The 24,346-nt window shown below is 61.1% G+C and carries 16 protein-coding genes and 1 pseudogene; 8 read left to right on the top strand and 9 right to left on the bottom strand.

The window, feature by feature from the left end:
• The first annotated feature begins 247 nt into the window (after window positions 1-247).
• From BH682_RS34280 to BH682_RS34245, 8 genes and pseudogenes are all read left to right on the top strand, one after another.
• Window positions 248-1,645: an IS1380 family transposase gene (locus BH682_RS34280; RefSeq protein ID WP_075835702.1), complete on the top strand. Its 1,398-nt coding sequence runs from the start codon at window positions 248-250 to the stop codon at window positions 1,643-1,645.
• A gap of 753 nt (window positions 1,646-2,398) precedes the next feature.
• Window positions 2,399-2,881: a hypothetical protein gene (locus BH682_RS34275; RefSeq protein WP_223304636.1), complete on the top strand. Its 483-nt coding sequence runs from the start codon at window positions 2,399-2,401 to the stop codon at window positions 2,879-2,881.
• A 161-nt stretch (window positions 2,882-3,042) separates the two neighbouring features.
• On the top strand, window positions 3,043-3,837 hold the full coding sequence (locus BH682_RS34270) for a hypothetical protein (protein ID WP_075836520.1): 795 nt from the start codon (window positions 3,043-3,045) through the stop codon (window positions 3,835-3,837).
• A gap of 100 nt (window positions 3,838-3,937) precedes the next feature.
• Window positions 3,938-4,747, top strand: coding sequence for a hypothetical protein (locus BH682_RS34265; protein ID WP_075836675.1), 810 nt, complete (start codon window positions 3,938-3,940; stop codon window positions 4,745-4,747).
• A gap of 71 nt (window positions 4,748-4,818) precedes the next feature.
• On the top strand, window positions 4,819-5,082 hold the full coding sequence (locus BH682_RS34260; protein WP_223304635.1) for a hypothetical protein: 264 nt from the start codon (window positions 4,819-4,821) through the stop codon (window positions 5,080-5,082).
• An 85-nt stretch (window positions 5,083-5,167) separates the two neighbouring features.
• Window positions 5,168-5,446, top strand: coding sequence for a hypothetical protein (locus BH682_RS34255; protein WP_143542583.1), 279 nt, complete (start codon window positions 5,168-5,170; stop codon window positions 5,444-5,446).
• A gap of 613 nt (window positions 5,447-6,059) precedes the next feature.
• A pseudogene (locus BH682_RS36160) lies at window positions 6,060-6,177 on the top strand (short chain dehydrogenase); the annotation flags it as partial.
• 440 nt (window positions 6,178-6,617) lie between these two features.
• A complete protein-coding gene (locus tag BH682_RS34245; RefSeq protein ID WP_075836514.1) occupies window positions 6,618-7,505 on the top strand; it encodes a TolB family protein in 888 nt (295 codons plus the stop codon).
• A gap of 78 nt (window positions 7,506-7,583) precedes the next feature.
• Here the strand turns inward: BH682_RS34245 and BH682_RS34240 are convergent, their stop codons facing one another.
• The 9 genes from BH682_RS34240 to BH682_RS34190 all read right to left on the bottom strand — a co-directional run bounded on the left by BH682_RS34240 (window position 7,584) and on the right by BH682_RS34190 (window position 24,268).
• A complete protein-coding gene (locus tag BH682_RS34240; protein ID WP_075836672.1) occupies window positions 7,584-8,246 on the bottom strand; it encodes a TetR/AcrR family transcriptional regulator in 663 nt (220 codons plus the stop codon).
• A 49-nt stretch (window positions 8,247-8,295) separates the two neighbouring features.
• Complete coding sequence (locus BH682_RS34235) at window positions 8,296-9,204, bottom strand: hypothetical protein (protein ID WP_075836512.1); 909 nt, start codon at window positions 9,202-9,204, stop codon at window positions 8,296-8,298.
• Between the two features lie 468 nt (window positions 9,205-9,672).
• Entirely contained in the window at window positions 9,673-10,218 is a 546-nt protein-coding gene (locus tag BH682_RS34230; RefSeq protein ID WP_075836510.1) for a hypothetical protein, read from the bottom strand.
• A gap of 46 nt (window positions 10,219-10,264) precedes the next feature.
• Complete coding sequence (locus BH682_RS34225; RefSeq protein ID WP_075836508.1) at window positions 10,265-11,545, bottom strand: zinc-ribbon domain-containing protein; 1,281 nt, start codon at window positions 11,543-11,545, stop codon at window positions 10,265-10,267.
• Window positions 11,546-11,734: 189 nt separating this feature from the next.
• Window positions 11,735-15,280: a DEAD/DEAH box helicase gene (locus tag BH682_RS34220; protein ID WP_143542582.1), complete on the bottom strand. Its 3,546-nt coding sequence runs from the start codon at window positions 15,278-15,280 to the stop codon at window positions 11,735-11,737.
• 156 nt (window positions 15,281-15,436) lie between these two features.
• Window positions 15,437-15,736, bottom strand: coding sequence for a hypothetical protein (locus BH682_RS34215; RefSeq protein ID WP_143542581.1), 300 nt, complete (start codon window positions 15,734-15,736; stop codon window positions 15,437-15,439).
• Window positions 15,737-16,939: 1,203 nt separating this feature from the next.
• Entirely contained in the window at window positions 16,940-18,223 is a 1,284-nt protein-coding gene (locus tag BH682_RS34200) for an IS256 family transposase (protein ID WP_075836670.1), read from the bottom strand.
• A gap of 1,115 nt (window positions 18,224-19,338) precedes the next feature.
• On the bottom strand, window positions 19,339-19,968 hold the full coding sequence (locus tag BH682_RS34195) for a hypothetical protein (protein ID WP_075836497.1): 630 nt from the start codon (window positions 19,966-19,968) through the stop codon (window positions 19,339-19,341).
• Between the two features lie 118 nt (window positions 19,969-20,086).
• Window positions 20,087-24,268: a LysM peptidoglycan-binding domain-containing protein gene (locus BH682_RS34190; protein ID WP_075836495.1), complete on the bottom strand. Its 4,182-nt coding sequence runs from the start codon at window positions 24,266-24,268 to the stop codon at window positions 20,087-20,089.
• Between the last annotated feature and the right edge of the window lie 78 nt (window positions 24,269-24,346).

Raw genomic sequence — 24,346 nt, 5'->3', positions numbered from 1 at the left:
CTCGCGTCGTCAAACGCAAGATCTTCAAGTGGGCAGCCAAACGCGCACGCCATCAACATCATCCACAACCAACATCATCACCAGAATGCACCATCGTCCGTCACTAACTGAACGGTATTGCCCTTAGCCTGAATCCACCGATAGAACTTCCATTGACCGGAGTGTCTAACTGAAGAAAGTGCCCCCTGAACTGGGATGATTTGAGTTCTCACGCAACAAATCCACCAGCTCAGGAAAGGCACTTCCAGTGAAAGTGTCCCACAAGTTCGTCGAAGATTCCGCAGTGTTCAACGAGAACCACATCGTCTCGTGCGCGGGACTGGTCCCGGTGATGACGTTGGCCGAGCAGACCAGGCTCACGGACCTCCTCGCCGAGAAGATCTCGATCACCGCCACGAAAATCGCATCCGGGGCAGCGAATCCGGCACCAAAATTGGTGACACTGATCGCCGGGATGTGCGCGGGCGCGGACAGCATCGACGACATCGACGTCCTTCGCTCCGGCGGCATGAAGGAGCTGTTCGGCAACGTCTACGCACCCTCCACTATCGGAACACTGCTGCGTGAGTTCACTTTCGGGCACAATCGCCAACTCGAATCAGTGCTGCGTGAACACCTCATCTCACTCGCCTCCCGCACCGATATTCTCCCCGGACTCGTCGATCACGCGTTCATTGACATCGATTCGCTGCTGCGCCCCGTTTACGGCCACGCCAAAGAAGGCGCCTCCTACGGACATGCAAAAATCGCCGGAAAGCAGGTCCTCCGCAAAGGACTCTCACCGCTCGCAACGATACTCAGCACCGCCGATTCCGCACCGGTCATCACCGGGATGCGGCTACGAGCAGGCAAAGCCGCATCGGGTAAAGGCGCAGGCCGGATGGTCACCCAAGCCATCGTCACCGCCCGAAAAGCGGGTGCGGTCGGCACGATCCTCGTTCGTGGCGATTCTGCCTACGGCACCCGCTCCGTCGTGACCGCTTGCTTGCGCTCAAAGGTCGAATTCTCGGTCGTGATGGCCAAGAACACCGCCGTCGCGCGGGCAATCGATTCGATTGCCGAAGACGCCTGGACACCCGTGAAGTATCCCGGCGCGGTACGAGACCCCGAGACCGGTGACTGGATTTCCGATGCCGAAGTCGCCGAAACCACTTACACCGCTTTCACTTCCACCAAGACCCCGGTCGCCGCCCGGCTGATTGTGCGCCGCGTCAAAGACGCACGATTCCCGGATACGTTGTTTCCCGTCTGGCGGTATCACCCCTTTTTCACCAACACCACCCGGCTCACCGCCGACGCAGATGTCACACACCGCCGGCACGCGATTATCGAAACCGTGTTCGCTGATCTCATCGACGGGCCACTTGCACACATGCCATCGGGGAAGTTCGGGGCAAACTCCGCCTGGGTGTTGTGCGCGGCGATCGCCCACAATCTGCTTCGGGCAACCGGCGTTCTTGCCGGCGACCGGCATTCACATTCCCGCGGGGCCACGCTCCGACGCAAGATCGTCAACATCCCCGCTCGATTGACTCGACCGCAACGAAAACCGATCCTGCGACTGCCCACTCACTGGCCGTGGACCGCTGTGTGGCTTCGACTGTGGGCCAACACTATCGGGTACAGCCCGCCACCCATCACTTGAAATCTGACCGAATCGCCGACAGCGGCCCGACACTCGTCAATCGTGGAAAAGCTGGGTAGACCAGCGGTCACGCCCTGCCTGGAAACAGTTCTTGCTCGTGTCGTCGATTCGGATCAACTTTCACAAGCTCATCGGTGGATTCAGGCTAAATGCAGCTTGATCCGAGCGCTAGAACGCGAAGGTCAGCGGTCGGGTGAGGTGTACGAGAAGATAGGCCCCGATCACTGGCTTGCGCTTGATCCGGGAGACCGATTCGACGGAGAGGAAACAACTCCATCCCACGCAATCCTCCGCATCTACAAGGCGGGCATCCGTGTCCTGTTCACTCCGGGCGGTGCGTGATGGAGACCTGGACCGAATGGGGCGTTGAAAGAAACACCCTCGATGGCATCCGCACGGTAGCGCCGTTGCAAAGCCAAAATGAGGCGGAACATGTCGCCTCAATGTGGGACACATCCACTGGGATTGGACCGCTCAAACCCATTGCCGTATCCCGCACGGTGACAGCAAGCACGTGGGCGCCACTCACTCCGGCGGTGGCGGAATGAGCGACACTCGAAACCCAACTCCGCAACGCACTGCACACCGGCACATTCTCCGGCCTCCCTTTTTGAAGTTCTTAGCGACAACGCTACTAGTGCGCAAGTCCTGCACGATAGCCCTTTCACCCTGAAAAAGCAGCCACTCATTCCTGAACCACACACCGGGACAAGGCGTTTGAATTCCGCCCGATATCGAACGGAGACACCACAGATGAATACCACCACCGGCGACACCGCCCACCAGCACGGCAACGAATTCCCCACCCCCGCAGCGGAACCGGCAACAGGTTTCGACGCCGATAACCTCACAGCCGCAGACGAACTTGCGATCGACATCGGAAGAGTCGCGATCGAAGCCAGTGAAGGTGTCCCCTACGGCTCAGAGCCCGACGAGTTCTTCCTGGCAGCAGGGAAAGCTGTCTTCTACTGGCTACAACTCAACGGTCACCGGCGCATCACCACTGAAGAGGCGGACGAGATACGACAGGTGTCGAATTGCGCGCTTCAGTACGGCAACATCGCCAGCCGAGAAGCCGCCCGCCGTCTCCTCGCACGGTTCCTGGCAACCGAACCAGCGAACGTACTGGACCCCCACGAAGGTGGCGATTGGGAGGACGCGTGGCACACAATCGCCGATCTCGAAGACTGCGCAAGCCGCGCCGAAACCATTGCTCAGCAGGAAAACCCGACATGACGATGACACCCTTCGAAACGCCGAAGTCTAGTGCCTGCATTCTGGACGCTTCGTAGTAATCCACCTGTCATCCAAGAATGAATGATGCTGGCCGACAGAGCAATTAGAGATCACGGATCGGCCGGGCCGCATCCTCCCCTTCGCATCGAAAGTAAGCACATATGAGCACTATCGCCTCCACCCGGTCGCTGCTGGCGGACCGGATCAACTCTCTCGCCGCGATCTTCACCAGCGACACAGCCACCAAGGTGAAACTCGTCCTTCGCCAGGCATGGTGGCTGCTGCGCCCTGCCGTCCGTTTCGCTCTGCGCGTTGCCGCCTTCATGGTCCCGCTGGGATTCTCCCGATGGGTAGATCTCGACAGCATTCGCGCCGACTTCGTCGCCGCCGCCGGCACCTCACATCCGACACCAGTGGCCGCCTTCGACGCCTCCGATGCCGTGCTGCAGGCAGCGGAAGCGATCGGCTCCAGCGCCGCCGCTGCCACCTACGTGTGGTGGCTGGCCTGGCTCGCTGCCACCTGCGCGATCCTCCTGTCCGCAGTGTCGATCCTGGCATCGCCGCAGTCGAACCCTTCACCGCTGCTGACACGTTCACTGGCCCGGCTACCGCGCTACCTCGTACAGGACATCGCCGCGTTGCTGATCGCATGCGCGATCCTCGCCCACCTCGCCGGGGAAAGCACATACCTCTCCCGTGCGGACATGTGGCTCAACGCGGCACTTCTGGCTGCAGTGTTGTGGGCGACGATCGGCGCAGAAAAGCGGTGGATGCGCACATCCCCCTCGTTCCCGCTCCTCCCGGCTTCCCTCGGACGAGCGCAATTCACAGACCGCTCCGACCTCACACGCGACATCCCAGCGGACGAAGCGACAGACAGTCCTGGCGTCCGCACCAAACACATCGAGGGTGCGCCCCGTCCTCGTCGCGACGCAGATACCACCCTCGAGAACTAGACGCCGCGCTTACTCGGCCCAGACCTGTTCTTATCGAACTTGTGTTCGAGTATCCTGGGTGTGCGAGAAATACGCGCGAATCCAGGAAAGCGGGGCGACGGTGAGCCAACAGCCCCACTCATCAGCAACAACGGTGCTGACCAAGGCGGAAAAGCTCGAACAGCTACGCCGCAAGATGGCCTCGATCCCCGCCCGCTCGGACGGCACCGAACCAGCGACACCCTCGGTGATGCTCCGCCCAGTCGACGAGCGCGAGCCGACTCCGATCGTGGCCACGGCGCAATCAACCCTCCGAATGCTCCCGGTGCCGCCGCCGATCGGCGAACTACTTCCACGCGGAGGACTCGCACGAGGCACCGTCGTCAGCGTCTCCGGGGCGAACTCCGTCCTCATCGGCCTGCTTGCATCCGTCACAGCAGACGGCGGGCACGCAGCAGTGATCGGAATGCCCACTCTGGGACTACTCGCAGCCACGGAACAAGGTGCAGATTTGTCACGGATTGCACTGATCCCGGAGCCTCGGGACAGTGCAGTCGAGGTGGCAGCAGTCCTGCTTGACGGCATTGACCTGGTGATACTCGGACTTTCTGGTGCGGCCGTCACACCGTCGAGGGCGCGAGCAGTCGTCGCCAGGGCCAAATCCAAGGGCAATGTTCTCGTGGTCACTCAAGGGCAATGGGACGGCCCGGATCTGCGCATCGAATCAACAGTCGCCGGGTACAGCGGCCTGACTGCGGGGCGCGGGCGGGTGACGTCCGTCCAGCTCGACGTCGCGGCTACGGGGAAGGGGTTCCAACGGCGCACAGGACGGATGGAGATCCGCGAAGAGGCAGGGGTGTCCGTCTGGCGAGCGATCGCCCCGGCCGTCGACGCAGCACACAAGCCTGCCCCCCTGAAGAAGGCACTGTGATCAACACCAATCATTGGAACGAACGTTGGCCGGACCACCCTGTGATCAGGACATTCGACGAGCCGAGGGCAGTGAAAATCGACATCGGTCGGGCGCTGCCACTCGGACGCGGAGGAGCATCACGCGCCGATCATGTGAGTATGCGGGTGAAAACGTCCGCGCTGTACATGTCCGGATACCTGGACGGGGTTTTGAAATTCTGGGCGAAAATGCATGACGGACAGTGGCTCGGCGGAGTAACAGTGCACGTCACCGACGCCGGCGGAACCAACAGCGTCGAGATCGACATGCTCGTCACTGCCGACGCCATCACCGAAGTGCCATCGGTGAGCTGACCGGAAGGTTCAAGCGTCCAATCCTGCAGAAGCTGAGAATCTTTGCGCCAGGCAGGGCCGGCAGATCGGCGGTAGCGTTCACCGTGTGATGGCGATCTACACGACCTTGGCTTTGGTTATCGGTGTTGCTGTGCTGGCGCCCCGTTCTGTGGGCGGCAGAAAGAACCTGACCGCGGTGTTCGGCGGGACCGAGAATGAAGCAGTGCGATCCGGAACGCGTTGGGCGGTAGACATATTGGCTGCGGAGGGGATTTCTCCCTCGAAACAACCACTAGTCGCCATACGCGAGTTGCGTCGGGCGAATCGAGGATTGTCGCTCGCCGGGGCCAAGGTTCTTCACGACCAGCTGAAGCTCACGCACTAGCTCAGACGGCACCGCTGCGCCAACCACGCAGCTGTCGGGCGCACGAAAAGGGCCGGTGAACACAATGCTCACCGGCCCTGCACGTACAAACTCGACCTAGGTCACCACCCTGATGGCGTTCGCTACGGAATTCCCCCGAAACCCCATCCCGCCTCCCAGATACGTCCAGCAATCTGCGGCGACGCGGTGAGAGCCGTTCCGGCAACGCAGCTTCTGTGTGCCGTTCCCGCACAAGGCAATACATGCGCTTCGCCCGCTTGGTGTCGCTCGGTCGTGTTAGTCTGCTTGCCAGAGCCGACGTTGTACGGCTGACCCCGAGGTCTTCCAGATGCCCGCGTCATCGCAGCGGAGACGGTCGAGGGCAAGGTCCACCGGATCAATCAACGAATGCTCGTCACGACTTGTGGCGGTGCACGCGGGACATCGCCCATCCATCGTGATTGGAGCTCGACCGATGACAAAGAACTCCGGCCGGAAAAAAGCCGCACGCAAGTACCAGCAAGAACATCCCGGGACCACGTTCCCCGAAGCCATACGGGCCGTGGCCAGGCCAACCACCGAACCAGTCTCCCCGCCCGACGGCTACGTTCTGCTCGACCGACTCGACCAAGACGGGGCACCGGTCCACGGCCGCCTCGTCAACACCTCTCCCGAGGCCTTCTTCTTCGGCAGCGCCGGACAGCCCGACTACGCGGAAGCCAAGGCCGGCATCACCGCTCTGACACCCAGCGTTCTGACACCGTCGGACAAAGAAGCGGTGAGTCGGAGCGCAACAATGATCGCGAGCTTGATCGAGAGGCTCGACGCACAAGACCGCGGAATGCTGCAGCGGGCGACCAGCGCAGTACGCGCAAAAGGCCCGCAAGGCAGTGAATACCGTTGGGGGAAGTCCACTCTGAACCCTAACTACCGCGCACTCCTCTTCCGCGACATCAACGACAATGGCCCAGTCAGCTTGCCGGGCGGCACGACGGTGCCAGAAAACATGAGAGAGGCGCCCGCCGTCGCCGCGGCCGCCCTCGAACCGACTCCCGGCGAGGACAGGACAGAGGCACCGAATCTGGAAGAGCCGGCACGGCAATCCAAATCAACGTCCACTCCCGAATGAGGCGAAGGCGAGCCACAAAAACCACAGGCGACGACGACGCCGTGATTCGTGCATGATCAGTTGATGCGTTTCTCCCGGCTGTTGCCCGTCTTCGTCGCATCTTCCATCGTTCTTGCAGGTTGCGCCGACGAACCGCCGCCAACTCCAGCACAGGCGATCATCTCTTTTGACGACGGCTGGGGCCAGATATTCGTGGCGAACATCGACGGCAGCGGTGTGCGACAGATATCCCCAACGGTCGGTGACGACAGCACAGACAGCCGATACGGCAATTTCGCCGCACTATCACCAGACGGAACCCAGCTGGCCTACACCCGCGGAGGAAGAAACATCGAACTCGTGGACCTAGATTCCGGTGAATCGCGCACTATTCGCGAAGGTGGCCACCAACCTGCCTTCTCCCCCGACGGGTCCCACATCGCGTTCAGCACCGGCAGCGGCATCAGCATCATGAACACCGACGGCTCCGACGTGCGCGTTGTCGCCGAGGAAGAGGGCGGATCCGATGCCACGTTCTCACCGGACGGCTCGCGGGTGGTCTTCAGAGTCGGCGGCTACATAGTCGAGACACCGGTGACGGGTGGAGAAACAAAGGTTGTTCTGCGGGACCAATTTTGGAACGCGGACCCCGCCTACTCGCCCGACGGTTCCACTCTGGTCTTCTCGAGCAATCGCGGCGGAAACAACGGATCGGAGATCTACTCGATGCCTGCCGGTGGTGGAGAGATCACGCCACTGACCGACACGTCCGCCGTGCATCCGAAGTTCACACCGGACGGTTCACGCATCCTCTACAACAGAGCAACGACGCTGTCGGGGGATGTGGTTGTCGATATTTCCACGGCTGAACGCACCGAGCTTGCATCCATGAACCCTGACGGCACCGACCAGAAGCGGCTGACGCCCCGTTCGATCACAGCCCAGATACCGAGCAGCGGCGGCGGACAGTGACATCACCAAGCGAACAATTTTCGATGGATGATTCCGGCATACGCGTCTGGGTGCGGCCCTAGATTCGTTCGGCCGTGTTCACAGGATCGCTCCTGCGATCATCCGGACGGCCGCCGGATCGGTTCCGCGCCACATCATCAGCAGATCATCGACACGCCTGATGATGGTGCCGTTCTCACCCAAACTCGCCGCAACTTTCACCGCGCCGACAAAACCGGCGCAGAGCGTGTCTGCGAGCCTGGACATGCTTTCGGCGCAGTCGAGGGAGCCTGAACGGATCGCGTCGATGACGATCGGCGTCAGGACTTCTGTCCATGCTTCGTAGGTGGCATACGCGTCGTTGAGTGACTGGTCGACGCTCAGGACGAGGCCGGCGCGGATGATCGCCTCGTTTTGGGTGCGGCGGGCGAGTTCGCGGTAAATCAGCAGTACTTGCCGGTCTGCGGGTTGACCGGTTGCGATCGCTTTCCCGACCGTCTCGGTGACTGCGTCAGACCAACGGCGGAACATCTCTCTTGCGATGGATTCCTTCTTCGAAAAGTGGAAGTACATCGCGCCTTTGGTGACCGGGGCGAGTGTGACGATGTCGTCGATGGAGGTGCCCGCGTACCCCGTTTTGCCGAACAGGGTTGCGGACGCTTCGAGGATCGCTTCGCGGGTGGCTTTCGCGCGCGGTTGCATCGGTGGACGACCAGTTTTGCCGTGGTCGATCTCCGAATCAGACTGGTTATGATCGTGCATGGTCACAGTCGCTTTCTGTGGCATTTGCCATCTCCAATGCCTCTGCCTTTCATATCTTTTCGATCTTCGGTAGCTCTCCGTACGCGTCAAGTTGCCCGGCGGCAATGTCGACAACATTGTCGAGGACCGGTTCGATGTTCTCGACTGCGGTCCGTGCGGCGGAGAGTTTCGCGACCTGCTCACGGGTACGGCGCGTACGGCGTTCGCGTTCCTTCGTCAGCTCGGCTCGACGTGCGGGTTCGGCAAGCTCGCGGTCGAAACTGTCGACGCGGTCAGCGATGTCGACCAGTCGTTGCGTTCCGGCCTTCACACGTTCGGTGCACGAGAGAACAGCAGCTTCGGCCGCGTCGATCTGCTCCCGGAAGTCGGGTACCGACGCCCCGGCCACCTGCTCGTACACGGCGCGCAGTTCTCCATCGAGGTGCACGCCGGCTTTGAACTGCTGCACGAGGTTCCACAGGGCCGCGTCGACGTCGATACCGGTGAGCCACCCTTCCCGGACTGCAGCAGAGCGCCTGATCGTCTCCGCGGCGTCGAGTGCCCGCACCAGGGGCCTCGCCAGCCGTGTGGGAGCGTTGACGATCTCGCCGGCGGTCACGATGTCGGGGCCTGCAGTCTTCACCTTGGCCGCGCCGCCGAGTCCGTAACCAGCGAGCGAAAGGCCGAGCCCCCCGAACACCGCCCATCCACCTGCCTGCACCAGCAAGTTGGTGGGTTCGTTGTTCGCCTCCTCCACCGCGGGGAAGAGAAGTTCGAACGGGTTCGTGCCCGCTGCCAGAAAACCGAGAGGGAGCGCCAGAATTCCGAGCGCCACCAGGACCGTCCCGATGACGAGGGCGATAGTCCCGAGGGCAGTGGCCACGTAAATCCATCGGTACCAACTGCCCGGACGAGCTAGCACGACCTGCCCAGCCGGTCGCGCCTTCAGCTCCTCGAGCTTTTTCTCCGGTGATGCCATGACCCCTCCTGTGCGCTCATCCAGCCGATGGCACTACCCACCCGCCGGCCTATGTCGATAACATCGCAATTGCCCGCCGACCCTCATCGGCGAGCCTCGGGCCGCCGGATCGACACTGACCTCTCGATTCGGTGGCCTGAACCATTGAGCAGAATGATCAACATTCCGGCACAACAGCTTTCGTACTCACTGAACTCTCAGCGCCACAAAGCTGCGACTGCCGCCCACGGCGGCTAAGGCACAGTCACCTTGACCTGCTGCTGAATATCAGCGCACTCCACAGAATCCATAGGTCCGTTCTACCCCGCACCCATTACATCTCCGCACACCCAAACACCCGCAGACCGCCGCACCCCGACACAATCGGCCCCAAAACGGAAAAGATGCGCCCCTCGACGGCATAGACGCAGAACGGAGCATGAATGTGGCGAAATACCGTGGTTCAGCCGTCGCCCGCCGCTTCGTGCGTCAAAGCAGAAACCCACGTTCTGCATCCGCAGCAACTCTCGCCACTACACGCGGCGCCCATCGATCATGGCCGAGCAGACTCCAGGTGGGGTCACCGTTGTCGAGCGGCGTCGCAGCCAACTGCACACGACGCACAAACCCGCCAATAGCCGGACATGACAACGCAATCCATCTCCACGAGCCATCGTCGGAGTCGATACCGAGACGGCCCATGACGCCACTCGAGATCACCGACACGTCACCGTTCACTCCCGCGAGAGCCTCCGCACCCACGTTGAGAACAGCCGTCCACGACTGCACCGGAGACTTCGGTCCACGCGGTGACGACTTCAGGCCGGATCTCGCGCGCTGCGGTTTCTCCATCACCGCTGCCACCGACTGCGCCCACACCGCCCCGCCGGTACCGGCCACCGGCAACGGATCCGATCGCACATGCCGGCGCATCTCCCGGCAACCGTCAACGACCTGCACCTCACCGACAGGCTGGGTCGCGAGCAGAAACTGCAACATCGACCCCACATCGCTGGTCTTACGTGCCTCCGACATCACAGCGCCGACCCGACCTCATACAGATGACGCGGAGTATCGCTCCTCATCGCGCTACCTTCCCTTGATCGAAAGATCCGTGGGCCAACGGATTCGGCGTATGCAGCGGATCCGGTCGGCCAATCAACGGGTGATCAACCAGAGGTGTCCCGACAATCGCCAGCCCGTCACGATGAACGGACAGACCCGAGATCGACGCGACCATCACCACCCGGCGGTCGAAGACAACCAGGACAATCGACGACGCTACAACGTGATCAGCACGCACCTTCCACACCCCACGCGCCCGCTCCCACAACTCCTCCGGCGCCAGGTCCGGCGCATACCCGACATGTACTCGCCCGAGCGGATCGTCGACGTCCGCCGACGCCGATTCCGCGAGCGTCACCCGCACAGCCGTAATACGCTGCGGAAACTCCATCGGCCGAAAATTGTGCAGCACCGCTGCAGATGCCTTCTCCCGGTCGAACGACGCAGCATCGAACGCCGGATAATGCCGATCCGAGTAATCCACCGGCGACTGCTCCCCCGTCGACGAAAAACGTTGCTGCTCGAGGAAAAGCACACGCAGATCAACATCGACGTCCAACGCCTCGTCGCAGATGTCGAACCCCGCATTCTTCAACGCCCACCCGAGTTCGAAACGCCGGTGCACTTCAGGCAGGGTCGTACGACCCGCACGCCCGAAATGCCCCGATTCCGCTGGCACGACCGACTGCATTTCGGCCTGACAACTAGCCGGCAACACCTCCAGAATGCGAAGCATGCACCCACCAAGCACAGCGGGCTGCGGCCAACTCAAGGTACGACGACCCTGCACCGAATCCACAGCGATGTACAAGCTGACCATCCGAACGAAATAGGCTTCGAACAGCGGAAATAACTGCTCCCACCACTGCACCACTTCGGATCCCCGACTGCAGAACAACGCATACAACGGACTGTCCTCGAGAACTCTCACCGCGGCAGGACCAGCCGCAGCCTGCGCATCGAGAATCAGACGCGCGTGCTCGGTGATCTCACACTTGTCACAAGGATGCGCAAGCACACGGAAGATCGCGTTCTTACCGCCCCGAAACTTCCGATGACCACAACTGTTCACCACACATCCAGGAGCAACGCAATACAGACAGGCATAGCGGTCACCGTTCTTCCACCCCATGTGCGAGGTCCGCTGAAACGCTGACTCCAACCATTCATGGCCGGCCGGGCACAACCACCACAACATCCGGTGCGACGAATTCGTCACCGACCCAGGATCAAGCCCCACATTTCGTGTCGGATGCAACTGCCGAAACAGCTCCGGATGATCATCTTTGATGCGCATACTCCCCCTTCGAGCCTCTTCTCTCTGCCATCGCGTGCCACCGCAACCCCGCCCTCATACCGACGACGTCGGCAAAATGCCCGCCTCCCGCTAGTCCGCTACAACAGCCGATAGCCCGATCACGACACCAGCGCACAGCAAGTAAGCGGTCCACGGATGTGCGCCGCCGACAGCCCGTGAACACACCGCTCACCATCGCCAACCCGGGATCGACTCCAACTCTGCTACACGGTCCGAAGCCAATTTCCCCATACGAAAGTTCCGTCGAACTTTGTTCACCCAAAAGCCAAGGTTGGCACCTTCGAAGACAGTGCTTTTCGAAATTTTCGCGGTGCCATGCTCATCGACATATTTCCGCAGTACGGCCACAGCCGCTGCCCATCGATCAGCTAGCGGATCCCAACTCCAGCCTGGGAGCGCCTCCAACTCGGCGGCACGTGTTTCCGCGAGTGAACCTGATCGAAAGTCCTTGCGCTGCTTCATTACCCATTCTCCGAGACCTACTCCCCCGATCACACTATCGTGGGGAACCAAAGCAGTGCCGTGATCCTCTACATACTTACGCAACGCCACCATGCCTACGTTTCGCTGGTCCTCCAGCGGATCCCATGTCCACCCCGGCAACGACTCCAGCTCCGCGACACGCTCCGCGACAAGGATTCGATCACGAAAGTTTTTGCGACGATTCTGCACCCATCCGCTCAGATTCACGCCATCAATCACCGTTCCCGATGCGACGATCGAAGTACCATTGTCCGCCACATACGCACGAAGAGCCCCCAGCCCCGCATTCCACTGATCGGCGAGAGGATCCCACGTCCACCCCGGCAGCGACTCCAACTCCGCGACACGATCCACGGCAAGGATTCGATCACGAAACTCTTTCCGGCGGTTGATAATCCAATCACTCACGTTGATGTCGTCGATCAATGTTCCCGGTGGCACGACAGAAGTACCATTCTCAGCCACATACGCACGAAGAGCTCCCAGCCCCGCATTCCACTGATCCTCCTTGGGATCCCACGTCCACCCCGGCAGCGCCTCCAACTCCGCAACACGTGCCGGCGACAATTGACCTCCCCGTCGGTATCTGCGCTGTCTGCCGACCCACTGACCCAGTTGCACCTCACCGACTTCCGTTCGTCTGGGCACATCAGCAGTGCCATGGTCGGCAACGTACTGCTTCAATACGTCGAATGTTGACGACCATCGATCGGCAATCTCGTTCCACGTCCACCCCGGTAAGGCTTCGAGGTCCGCGATCCGGCTCGGTGCCAACTGCCCCTGGCGGTGGTTCTTACGACGCTCCTGGACCCATCCGCCCAGGTTGATCCCTTCGAACACCGTGTCCGCGGGAACATTCGAAGTGCCGTACTCGGCCACATACCTGCGCAGCACCTCAATACCAGCATTCTGCAGATCTGCGAGAGGCTCCCACGTCCAACCCGGCAACGACTCCAGCTCCGCAACACGCTCCGCGGCAAGGATTCGATCACGAAAGTTCCTGCGGCGATTCTGCACCCATACAGTCAGATTCACACGATCAATCACCGTGCCCGGAACGACGACAGAAGTACCATTCCTCTCCACATACGCAAGAAGAGCATCCAACCCCGCGTTCCACTGGGCCTCTTTGGGATCCCACGTCCAACCCGGCAGCGCCTCCAGCTCCGCAACACGCTCCGCGGGAAGGACTCCATCACGAAACTCTTTGCGCCGATTTCGAACCCACAAACCGAGTCGAAAACCATCGATAGTGGCGCTTTTCGAAATCTTCGATGTTCCGTGCTCATCGACATATCGGCGCAACAACATCATCGCTTGCTCCCATGCCGTGGAGGCCGGGTCCCACGTCCATCCCGATACGTTCTCGAGAGCTGCGATTCGATCCGGCGACATAATTCCGGCACGGTAGTCACGGCGTTGATAAGTCACCCAGCTAGAGAGGTGGGTACCTTCCACTTTCTTCCTCGTGAAGAAAGTGCCGCCGTGCTGTGCGGCGTATCTCTCGAGCACACCGAGCATCCGCGCCCACTCGAATTCGAGCACATCCCAGACCCACCCCGGCAACGACTCCAACTCCGCGATCCGGTCCTTCGACAACTGCCCCCTGCGGAAGTTCTTGCGGCGATCGGCCACCCACCGGCCTAGTTCCATTCCCCCGAAGACAGTTTCAGTCGGAACGAAAGACGTGCCGGTTTCTGACACGTAGCGCAGCAGAATCGCCATCGCTTCATCCCACGAACTTGTCGTCATTCGAATCATCCGTGCGGAAAACGCCTCGTAAAACGATGAGTCCGCGGCACCGTGCATGACGACACTGACACGATCAGGCAGCTTGGGGCGCTCACCGTTTCCCAATTCTCTCCGCGCACGGCGCAACTGAACAGCCAACTCGTTGTCATGATCGGCAAGGGCATTGAGCGTTTGATAGACGTGCTTGTAAGCCGAGTCAGTGACGACGGACTCCGCGCTCTCCTCCGGAGCGACATACACAGGCAACACAATCAACGAGGCGGAATCCCGATTAGGGTTCAGACGGATCGCGCGGCCCACAGCCTGCGCCACCTCGATCTGCGACGTCCGCGGTTCAGCGAAGACGATGCCATCCAACGCGGGAAAGTCCACGCCCTCGGAAAGGCATCGGACATTCGAAATCACCGTCCACTCCTGAGCCCCCGTTGCCGCCAACCGCTCGGCGACCTCATGCCGGCGCGACGCATCGGCTGAGCCGTCGATGTGTTCCGCGCGCAAAGGCACCGTCGGACGTCGATCCTCGGAAAGACAATCCACGGTCGCCGGTAGAGCCTTTGTGAAACTCTTCGAAGAACGAATCCTGTTGTGAAAGACAATGATGCGCCGCAAATCGTATTCGCGGGCAGCCTGCGCGACCGCAACTTGTATAGCCACATGCGATGCATCGAGACGATCCAACGACGAGACATCGACCACCGGATTGTCGAGCACCAATTTGTGCGCTTCGAAATCCGAGACACCGATCACTGCAACGTGATAGTCCGACAACAACCCTCGCCCGATCGCCTCACCGAACGTCAAGGTATGCAACCGAACTCCGAACAGCGAGGTGTCATTCATCGACGCCAATGTCGGCGACGCCCCCCGGCGAACAGCCGAATGCACACGCGGAGTCGCAGTCAAAAACAGACGCTTCACCGCTGGAATCCGCTCATCGGCAAGGACAGTCCCGAAAGCCTTGTCCGACTCCCCCGCACACCGGTGCGCCTCATCGGCAATCACCACATCCCACGACCCGATCCCACACTGGCGGTGACTCTCAGCGACCGAGGGAGTCGACTGGTACGTACTGAACAGCACCTTCACCGATCCAGTGCACTCATCGAACCATCGCGCCAACACCTCAGGGTCCGTCGTCACCGGGACCGTGAGCTCAGCTGCGCTGATGTCATCACTACCCACCGTCGAATCCGAGCAGAACGCCAACGCATCAAACGGAAGCAACGCATCTCGCCGCCACGAGCGCAAAGTCTGATCCAACAACTGAATCGACGGGAAAGTCACCAACACACGCGGATCTTCCACACCTGAAATCAACGCTTCCGCGACTCGCTGCCCAACGAGTGTCTTCCCTGTCCCGCATGCCATCACCACAGTGCCGCGCGATGCAGACGAGAACCCCTCCACCGCAGCTCGTATCGCTTCTTCCTGATGCGGGCGCGCCACGTGCCGCCCCATCGTCAACTCACCTGCATCCACTTGTTGCACCCCACCTGTCACTGAACCAGCGTCTAAATGACAACGATATCGACAATTGCCACGAAACTACGACCGCGACAGGGCCCGAAACCCTTGCACCCTTCAGCTGAAAACGTCCAAGCCTTTGGCAACAAAAACGCTTCGACGACAAGCGCCTCAGCTAACCACGCCACCCAGTTCGCCGCCAGAATTGGACAAACGCGAGTCGCGACGGCCGCGCACGTACCTCGCAAGAAACCACATTCCCCCCAGAGCAAGGGACGCGAGAACACCCGTGGAGACAAAGATGCCGAATGCAACTGCAAACGAGGTGGTTTCGTCGATCCACAGCGTCGGCACAGCGGACACCAGAACCACCACGATGGTGGCAACTGTTTGAGTTCGCGGAACACCGGCGAAGTGACCGAACACAACGAAGAAACCCGCCACAACGACTGCGGTCACCATAATCGACATCGGACCGTCACTTTCCTGTACCTACTCAACACACTCGGCCAGCAAGATTATCGCAAGGATGATGCAAGATTACCTGGAGAGCAACACCATCGACCGTGTCACTTAGCTCGCCGGCACCGAACTCGGTCAATCAGCAACCAGATCCCAAATACTGTGCAGAACAGCGCCAAGGTAACACCGCTCGCGACCAAAACGGCTGCGGCCGGGGACAAGTCAAGCAAGCCCGTGACAACGATCAAACCGGAAATCACCAACATGCAGAAGGGGACACCCAACATCAAGCGCTCTACATCCCTCAAAATTTCTCACGCCTTTCGCCCGGCAGAACCAGAACACGCACTGCAATGTCAGCGACACTTCCCAGATCATCGCACCTGCACACTCGCAAGGTCGCGTCACCACTCACGTCTCGGGATGCCACCAAACACCAATAGCCGACGCACCAATCAGCCGAGCCGTCCTTGACCAGCCAACTGAACCGCGACAGAACATCACTCGCGTCCTCACAACAAAAGGCGCCAGAAATCTGATCGAACTGGCATACAATCGACGAGGCGCATTGCTGGCGTAGTGTGCACACGGTTCACTGTGTCGGTGCAATCATCGATGCAGTGAACCACTCTATCTACGAGGACGCAGCTCCATCAGCGCCGATGGCGGCTCTTCGAAAGTCCGAAAATAGCTCTCGATAAACGAGTTCGGTGTATGAGGCGGGGTGGGGCCTCTGATTTGATAAGTCGCTATTCACACAGACGCTCCTTCGATCATCCGGGCCGCCACCGGGTCGGTACCGCACCACAACAACAGCACATCATCGATCCGCTTAGTGATCGTGTGGATTTGATCCAGACTCGCCGCAACTTTTACAGTGCCAACAAACCAGGCGCAGAGAGTATCTGCGAGCCGTGACGTGCTATCTGTGCAGTCAAGGACGTCTGAACGAATCGCGCGTACGACGATCGATGTCAGAGCCTCGGTCCACGCTTCGTATGTTGCCATGATCGATCTCAGAGACTTGGCGGTCACCATCGTTCATAGTAAGAAATTCCTGTCTCGGTGGTCATGAGCCCAGCCTGCGTCCAACTCAGCAGGAGCAATTCCACGATTCTGCATGCGGTTCACTGTGGCACATGGGTTTCCGATCTTCAGGAAATCACAGCGTCTCCGGGACTATCACGTTAACGGTGTTTCGGCCGTTGTTCATTAGTAGGTTTCTGATCCGGGCCAACGGTCCGCGAAGGTGATCGCGAAGGCGTTGAGAGCGGGTTTCCACCGTGTGATCCATCGTGCCTGACCCCTGCCCGTCGGGTCCAGTGAACGGGTCACCAGGTACAGACATTTGAGCGCGGCTTGCTCGCTGGGGAAATGGCCGCGAGCTTTCACAGCCCGCCGGTAGCGCGCGTTCAGGGATTCAATAGCGTTGGTAGAGCATATGACTCGACGTATCTCGGTGTCATAGTCGAGAAAGGGGATGAACTCCTCCCACGCGTTGTCCCACAGCCGGATGATCGCCGGATACCGTGTGCCCCAGTGCTCGGCCAGCTCGTCGAACGCCGCTCGTGCCGCCGGTTCACTCGGGGCGGTGTAGATGGGTTTGAGGTCGCGTTTGAGTGCGTCCCAGTGCTGACGAGCTGAGAGCCGAAAAGTGTTCCGGATTAAATGCACGACACAGGTCTGGACCGTGGTGGCTGGCCAGACGTGCTCGACAACCTCCGGCAGTCCCTTGAGGCCATCGCAGACCAGGAAAAACACGTCCCTGGTGCCGCGATTGCGAATGTCAGTGAGCACGCTCATCCAGAACTTGGCGCCCTCGCCGCCGGTGCCGGCCCACAATCCCAGCACGTCGCGGCGCCCGTCCAGACTCACCCCAATCGCGGCATAGATCGGCCTGTTCGCGACCTGGCCGTCTCTGACCTTCACGACTATGGCATCGATGAAGATTGCCGCGTACACCTCATCGAGCGGCCGGGCTGACCAGTCCTGCATTTCCTCGATCACTTTGTCGGTGATCCGCGAGATCGTCTCCTTCGAGACCGATGCACCGTAGATTTCTGCGAAGTGAGCGCTGATCTCACCGGTCGTTAATCCCTTGGCGTACAACGACAACACCACTTCATCAACACCATTGAGCCGCCGCTGTCGTTTCTTCACGATCTGCGGTTCGAAGGTGCCTTCGCGATCCCGGGGAACCTCGATCGGGACGTGGCCGGTGGTCCCGGTGAGCACTGTCTTGGGCCGGGTCCCGTTGCGGATGTTCGTCGTCGTCCGATCCGGTGGCGCCTCGTTCTTCCCGTGCCCGAGGTGCTCGGTCATCTCCTCGTTCAATGCGGTCTCGAGGACCGTCTTCGTGAACTGCTTGAGCAGACCGTCCGGACCCGTCAGCGACAGGCCCTGTTCCTTCGCTAAACGCACCAGCTCCGCTGCCGCGGCCTCCTCGGCCGACGGTGGTGTCGATTTCTTCTTGGTCACATCATCCAGTGTCGTCATCACGGCACCTTCCCCGCCGGGCATTCACCCAGCGCGTCGGGGCCAAAACACCGATTAAGAAACAGTCCCGCGTCTCCCGCGAAAGACGATTCCCCGGGCAAGTGATGCCCGGGGAATCGTCGAGGTTTCGCGTGAACGTGAGAACTCATCTCGTCAATTAGTGACCAGCACTTGCATTTCACCGACACGAACTTCGGTTGTAGCAGTCGGTGCAATTGGGATGGTTCCTCCAAAGGCTTGGCCTGGGGTTACGGCCGTCCACGTCACTACCCACAGGCTCGTCACACTGGGACGGAATGTCCCTCCTGGCTCAGTGATCGAACTCTTTTGCAGGAAGTGATTGCATGCGGGGCTGGGGAGACCTAGAGCAGCGTCCGTGTACGCCGGCGCAAGGACCGGACACACTGGCGGGACGGTCGGCAGTCCGTCTCCGTAATTGACCGCGAGCCCAGTATTCACGGCATTCATGTTGACGGTAATGACGCCAGTAGTAACCGTACGATTGATGGGCCCGACCTGCGCTTCAGTGGGGTTGTTCGCCCATATCCAGGAGTTGAAGCCCACAAGCCCCGTTGCTCCACTGTCTGCAGGTTGAGGGGTAATTCCGATGTCAATTGGCTCGACCTGCAACGCAGAAACTGCGGATGAAACGACATTCATGACCTCGGCGAGGGTCACCGGAGTGGGTGGGACATCAACACCGGGTACGGCAGGAGGCGCTGGGCACCCACCCGGCGTTCCGAGGCACGCGCCTTGCTGAATCTGGTTGATAATGGCTGGCGGCGGTGGAGCAGCGGCGCCGCCGGCGCCAGGGCCTGCAGCACCACCGCCTGCTCCTGCAGCACCACCGGCTGCCGCTCCCACACCACCTCCGGTAGTGCCTGCGCCACCACCCGCAGCCGGAACCGATACGTAGGAGGCTCCCGCCGTTACCGTGTTCCCGCCTAGTCCGCCACCGAATGCGCCTCCAGAGCTGACCCCTGGCTGAGCCGACGCGGCATTAGGAAACAAGATGCTCGCAACCGTTAGACCCGACAGCACCATCGCAAAAACGCCGATCGGTCGACGTCGTGTTTCAACATTCATGTCATGCCCCTTCGCTGAGCTGAAAGTGCTTATGGTGCATCGCATGGTGTTCCCGACTTAGTGACAGCGTCCGAGACCACTCGCCACCCACTGGCATCGGGCCAACTCGGGTTTTCGAGGGTCGGCTTGCCGAGCTCCTGCATCGATCGACTCGGATCGAGCACGCTTGTGCCGTCGGGGCGGCGCTGCTCGTAATTTGAGGTGTCCACACATACCCGCAGCGAAACCGTCGCTGGTTCCGCGATGGGCGTGCCGTCAGCATCTTTCGGCGCTTCGACCTTTGTCGAAGTGGCGTCAATAACTGTGGCGGCACCTGATCCGACGATCCCTTGAGAACGGCGCAGAGTCACGCTGTTCTTCAGCTGCTCGAGGATCTTTCCGCTTGCGACGGTATCCAGAACATTTATGTCCGTCGCCGGATCGTTTTCTACCTTTGCCAGCACAGCAAAGAACTCGTTCGACTTTGCGATAGCAGCTTCTGTTGCTTGTTGTTCTGGTGACTTGAGTGATCCCTCCGGGCCTGTCAGGACTGGCTGTTGTGTTGAGGTCGGCGCGGGATCGTAAGTGTCGCCGTCCGTTCCACAAGCAGAGACAACGGCGGCGGCTGTGACGAGTCCAAACGTCAAAGCTGCCGTCTTACGGAAGATGTTGAGTGTCATGGTTCCCCCTTCAGTGCTTCCGGTTCGGGAGCCCTATCGGTGTTGTTCGGAGCGTATCGGCTGGACGTCACACTTTCGCATGTCCAGTTGTTGGGCTCTCTGGGTCTGTTGGTTCGCATCAGGATGCTCTCTGGGTGATCCGGTAGGGGCGCTCACCGGTTGTGTCGTGGAAATCGTCGAGTATTTGGAGTAGTTCAGCTGTCTGCTCGTTGGGGTCGACGTCTAGTTCTGCGAGTTTGGTGAGCAGGGTGTCGATGAGGCCTTGTGTGGCGGTGATGTCGTCGCTGCCGTGGGTTGCGATGATCGCGAGTCGCCAGAGGCCTTCATGGTATTCGTCGACCTCGAGACCTTTTTGAGCGAGTTCGAGTGCGGTGCGCGTGTCGCCTTCTTGTAGGTGACGTGCTGAGAGTTCTTCGATGGCATCGGTGAGTTCGGAGATCATGTTCTGGCGTAGTTCTTCTGCCCAGCCGTATCGTGCGGGGGCCTTCTTCGTGGTGAATGGGGCGCCTTCCACGAGGGCGACGGCTGTGGTCAGTTCGTTGTGGTCGGCGGTGGCGGGGTGTCCTCCGATGAGGTTGTTCCAGATGTCCCAGTCGGTGTGGACGGTGTCGTCGAGGCGGTATGGGGTGTTGCCGGTGTTATCGAAGACCTTGGGGAATGCGAGGTCTCCGGTGGCGGTTTCGCCGAGGAAGTTGCGGAGTCTGGTGAAGGCGGTGTTTCGGCGGGCGGTGCGTTTTGTGGTTTGTTCGGAGAAGCTGAGGTCTGCGTATGTCTGCTTGGGCCAGATCTTTTCGTCGACTTGGGGTCCGCGAATTCCGGGGTGTGGGTGGGTGGCGATGAGGGCTGCGAGTTCGGTGAGGTGAGGTCGTCGGCCGACGTCGGATCCTTCGTTGAGTGCTGTCACGCGTGGGGTCCCGAGGACGTGGATCCAGATGTGTTCGTCGACGGAGAGTGTGTTGTCTGGTGTCGGCGCGATCGCCATCGCGAAGGGTGGCGTGTTCTCTGCGGTGTCTGGTGTGTTGTTGATCGATGATTCGTCGGCGGGGTCGAGGTAGGTGAGGGTTTCAGTGTCGGCCTCGGTGTCGTCGAATTCTTTTGTTGCGGTGTCGAAGTTCGGTTCTGTTGCGAGGATATGGACGGTCGGCGCCTGGTGGGGTAGGAGATCGTCGACCGATGTTGCTTCTGCGATGCGGTCGTCGAAGGCTTCCGCTGTCCATGGGTCGTTCTGGGAAGCGGCGTCAGCGATGGGGTCGGCGTCTGCTGTTTCGAGGACGTCGATGATTGCGTCGAATTCTGCTTCGGAGATGCGTGCGGGTCTGAGGTCGAACGCGGGTCTGCCCGGCCGGCGCAGTGTGGCGGATCCGTCGGTTCCGGTGGTCAGTGTCCAGTCTGCTGTGGGGTCGTCTGCAGCGGTGACCGCGGCGAACGCGACTCGTGGTGCGTTGGCGAGGATGTTGTCGAAGACTTCGCGTTGTGCGGGTGTGAGGGGCTCGGACAGCAGGATGATTTCGGGATTGGTGATGGCGCTGTCGGTGTATTCGATGCGTGCCTGCGCGATGTCGTCGATTCCGTTGTCCGCGAGGGCTTGTGCGTCGGTTCGTGTGTGGCGGGCGAGTCGTTCGAGGACTGCGTCGGCGGTTGGGGCGTACTCGATCAGTGCTGATCCGTCGGTGTTCGGGCGCGCGAGGGCTTCGCCTGTGCCCACGAGGGTGAGTTTGAGGTTGTCGCCGAGCGGGGAGAAGGCGAGGAACACTGCGAGCGCTCGGATGATGTCGCGGGCCTCTGCTGTGGGGGCTGCGATTCCGAGGTGGGAAAGCTGTTCGAGGTTGAGGAGGAGTCTGGATCCGCCTTCGACTTCGCCGATTTCCACCAGGGCTGGGTAGGGGCTGACGGTGGTGAGTGGGGGTTCGAGTTCGTCGTCGGCGGTGATGGTCCAGGCCGACGTCTCGGCGTCGCGTTGCCATGGGGCGGGTAGTTCGATGTCGTCTACGAGCGCGAGTTCGATGCTGCGGTCGTGAAGGAAGACTCCGAGTAGTGCGGGTAGTGGGATGGAGTTGGTGCGGCAGATGTCGGCGACGTCGCGGAGTGCTTTGTCGAGGAGGTCGAGGAGGGCGGGGTCTGCGTTGTCGCGGATCTGCTGTTCGACGAGTGCGGTCGAGGGTTGGGGCATCGGGATGCGTTCTCCGCGGCGCCGGCGGTTCTGCTGTCGGCGGCGGAACAGTCCGACGCCGGCGAGGAGGGCGATGCCGGCGAGTGCGGATAGTCCCATGACGGTTTTGCTGTCTTGGGCGTTGTCGGTTGAGGTGAGGGCTGTCGTTGCTGCGGTGTTTTCCGGCACTTGTGGGGCGGTGGTGTTGAGGGGGACGAGTGTTTCGAGGTTGTCGGTGTCTGCGGGTGCGGCCTGTGGTGCGCTGGTCTCTGGCGCTGATTCTGGTGCTGCTTCTGTTGTGCGTTCTGGTGCAGTTTCCGGTGTGTTGAGCTGCTCGGATGGGGAAATCGGTGCTTTGGGGGCACTTGGCGCGGTGGGGGCGGAGGCGAGGGGTGAGTTCTCGTGGAGGTCCGGTGCTGGTGCGGGGGCGACGTCAGGCGCTTCGCTGGGGGCGGGTACGTCAACAGGGACCGGCGGGGCAGGCTCGGGCGCCGGAGCTTCTGCCGCTGGGGCTTCTGCAGCGGGAGCACCGGGGATCTCGATACCGAAGATCCGCGCGGCAGCTTCCTCCGCGGCACGCGCTTCGGCCTGAGCCATCTCGTCGCCACCGGGCACCAGCTCCGGTAGCTCGGGAACATCGGGAACCACCAACGGTGACTGCTCCCCTGCCGCTTCGGACGGTGCAGGCGAGACGGGAGCCTCCGGAGGTGCGGTGGGGGTCTCTGCGACGTCCGGAACCAACTCGGGTGCAGGCGCGGGTGCAGCTTCGGGCGCGGGTGCAGCTTCGGGCGCCGGTGCAGCTTCGGGCGCCGGTGCAGCTTCGGGCGCCGGTGCAGCTTCGGGCGCGGGTGCAGCTTCGGGCGCGGGTGCAGCTTCGGGTGCGGGGGCTTCTGCAGCGGGAGCACCGGGGATCTCGATACCGAAGATCCGCGCGGCAGCTTCCTCCGCGGCACGCGCTTCGGCCTGAGCCATCTCGTCGCCACCGGGCACCAGCTCCGGTAGCTCGGGAACATCGGGAACCACCAACGGTGACTGCTCCCCTGCTGCCTCGGACGGTGCAGATGAAGCGGGAGCCTCGGGTGCTTCGGCTGCGGGGGCCTCTGCGGCTTCGGCGGTTGGAGCCTGAGGGGCCACTTCAGGAGTTGCCGGTGCTGCATCCTCAGGTGCCTGTGCGACGTCCGGGATCAACTCGGGCGCGGGCTGCTGCGGTTCAGGTTCAGGTACAGGTGCGGGGGCGGCCTGCGGTGCGGACGATTCCTCCGCGGGGGTGGGTGATACTGCCGGCGGAGCTTCTTCTGCGCTGATGGAGGTGTGCGTCAGGAAGAGTTGTTGGCCGATCTGGATCACGTCTGTAGTCAGTGGTCCGGTGGCGCCGTGGATTTGGGGGTAGAGGGAGCCGTCACCGAGATACGTTTCGGCGAGGTCCCACAGTGTGTCGCCGGCCTTTACTGTGTAGGCGCCGTCGAGCTGCTTCTCGGGTGCTGCAGGCAGTGTGAGCGTGAGGCCTGCGTCGATCCAGGCTTCGTTTGGGATTGCGTTTTGGTTCAGTGACTGGATTTCCGGATAGCGTGTTCCGTCTCCGAGGTGCCGTTCGGCGAGGCCCCAGAGTGTGTCGCCCGATTCGGTGACGATGGTTGTTCCGGCAGCTGTCTGTGCTGGTGTTTTCGTCCAGGAGGGGGCGTTCTGTTGTGGGGTCTGGGTGTGGGTGTCGTTGAGGAAGGCGGGTGCGCTGATCGAGGTGGGTGAGGTGTGGTTGGGTCCGAGGATGTCGGCTGCGGGGGTGGCTGTTGCTGTGCCGGCTGTGATCAGTAGGAGTGCGCCGCTGACGAGTATTGCTGCCGAGTGTTGTTGGAGCTGGAGTCCTTTGATTCGTCTGACTTTGACGCCGCGGAGTGCTGCAGCGAGTTCGATGATGATCGAGTAGGTGAAGGTGGCCCAGGCGATCCAGCCGATGATCGTCAGTGCGGAGAGGAACAGGGTTCCGTCGTCTTGGGTGGTGAGTGCTTCTTTGACGGTGTCGAGGGTCAGGCTGGTGATGCCGGCGAGTGGGTTTCCGGCGAATGTGTAGAGCGCGAACGGGATTCCGGCGGTGAGCGAGAGGAGTGCAATGAGGTAGAGCAGGCCTTTGAGGCGGGCTGCGGCGACGTTCACGTCGTGGTCCTCTCGCTCGTTCGATAAGTGGTGGGGGTTGTGATGCCTTCGCTGCTGGGGTGCGCGGGGGCGGGGTGG

The sequence above is a fragment of the Rhodococcus sp. YL-1 genome (assembly GCF_001942025.1).
Lineage (GTDB): Bacteria > Actinomycetota > Actinomycetes > Mycobacteriales > Mycobacteriaceae > Rhodococcus_F > Rhodococcus_F qingshengii.
This window is presented reverse-complemented; position numbering and strand designations above follow the sequence as displayed.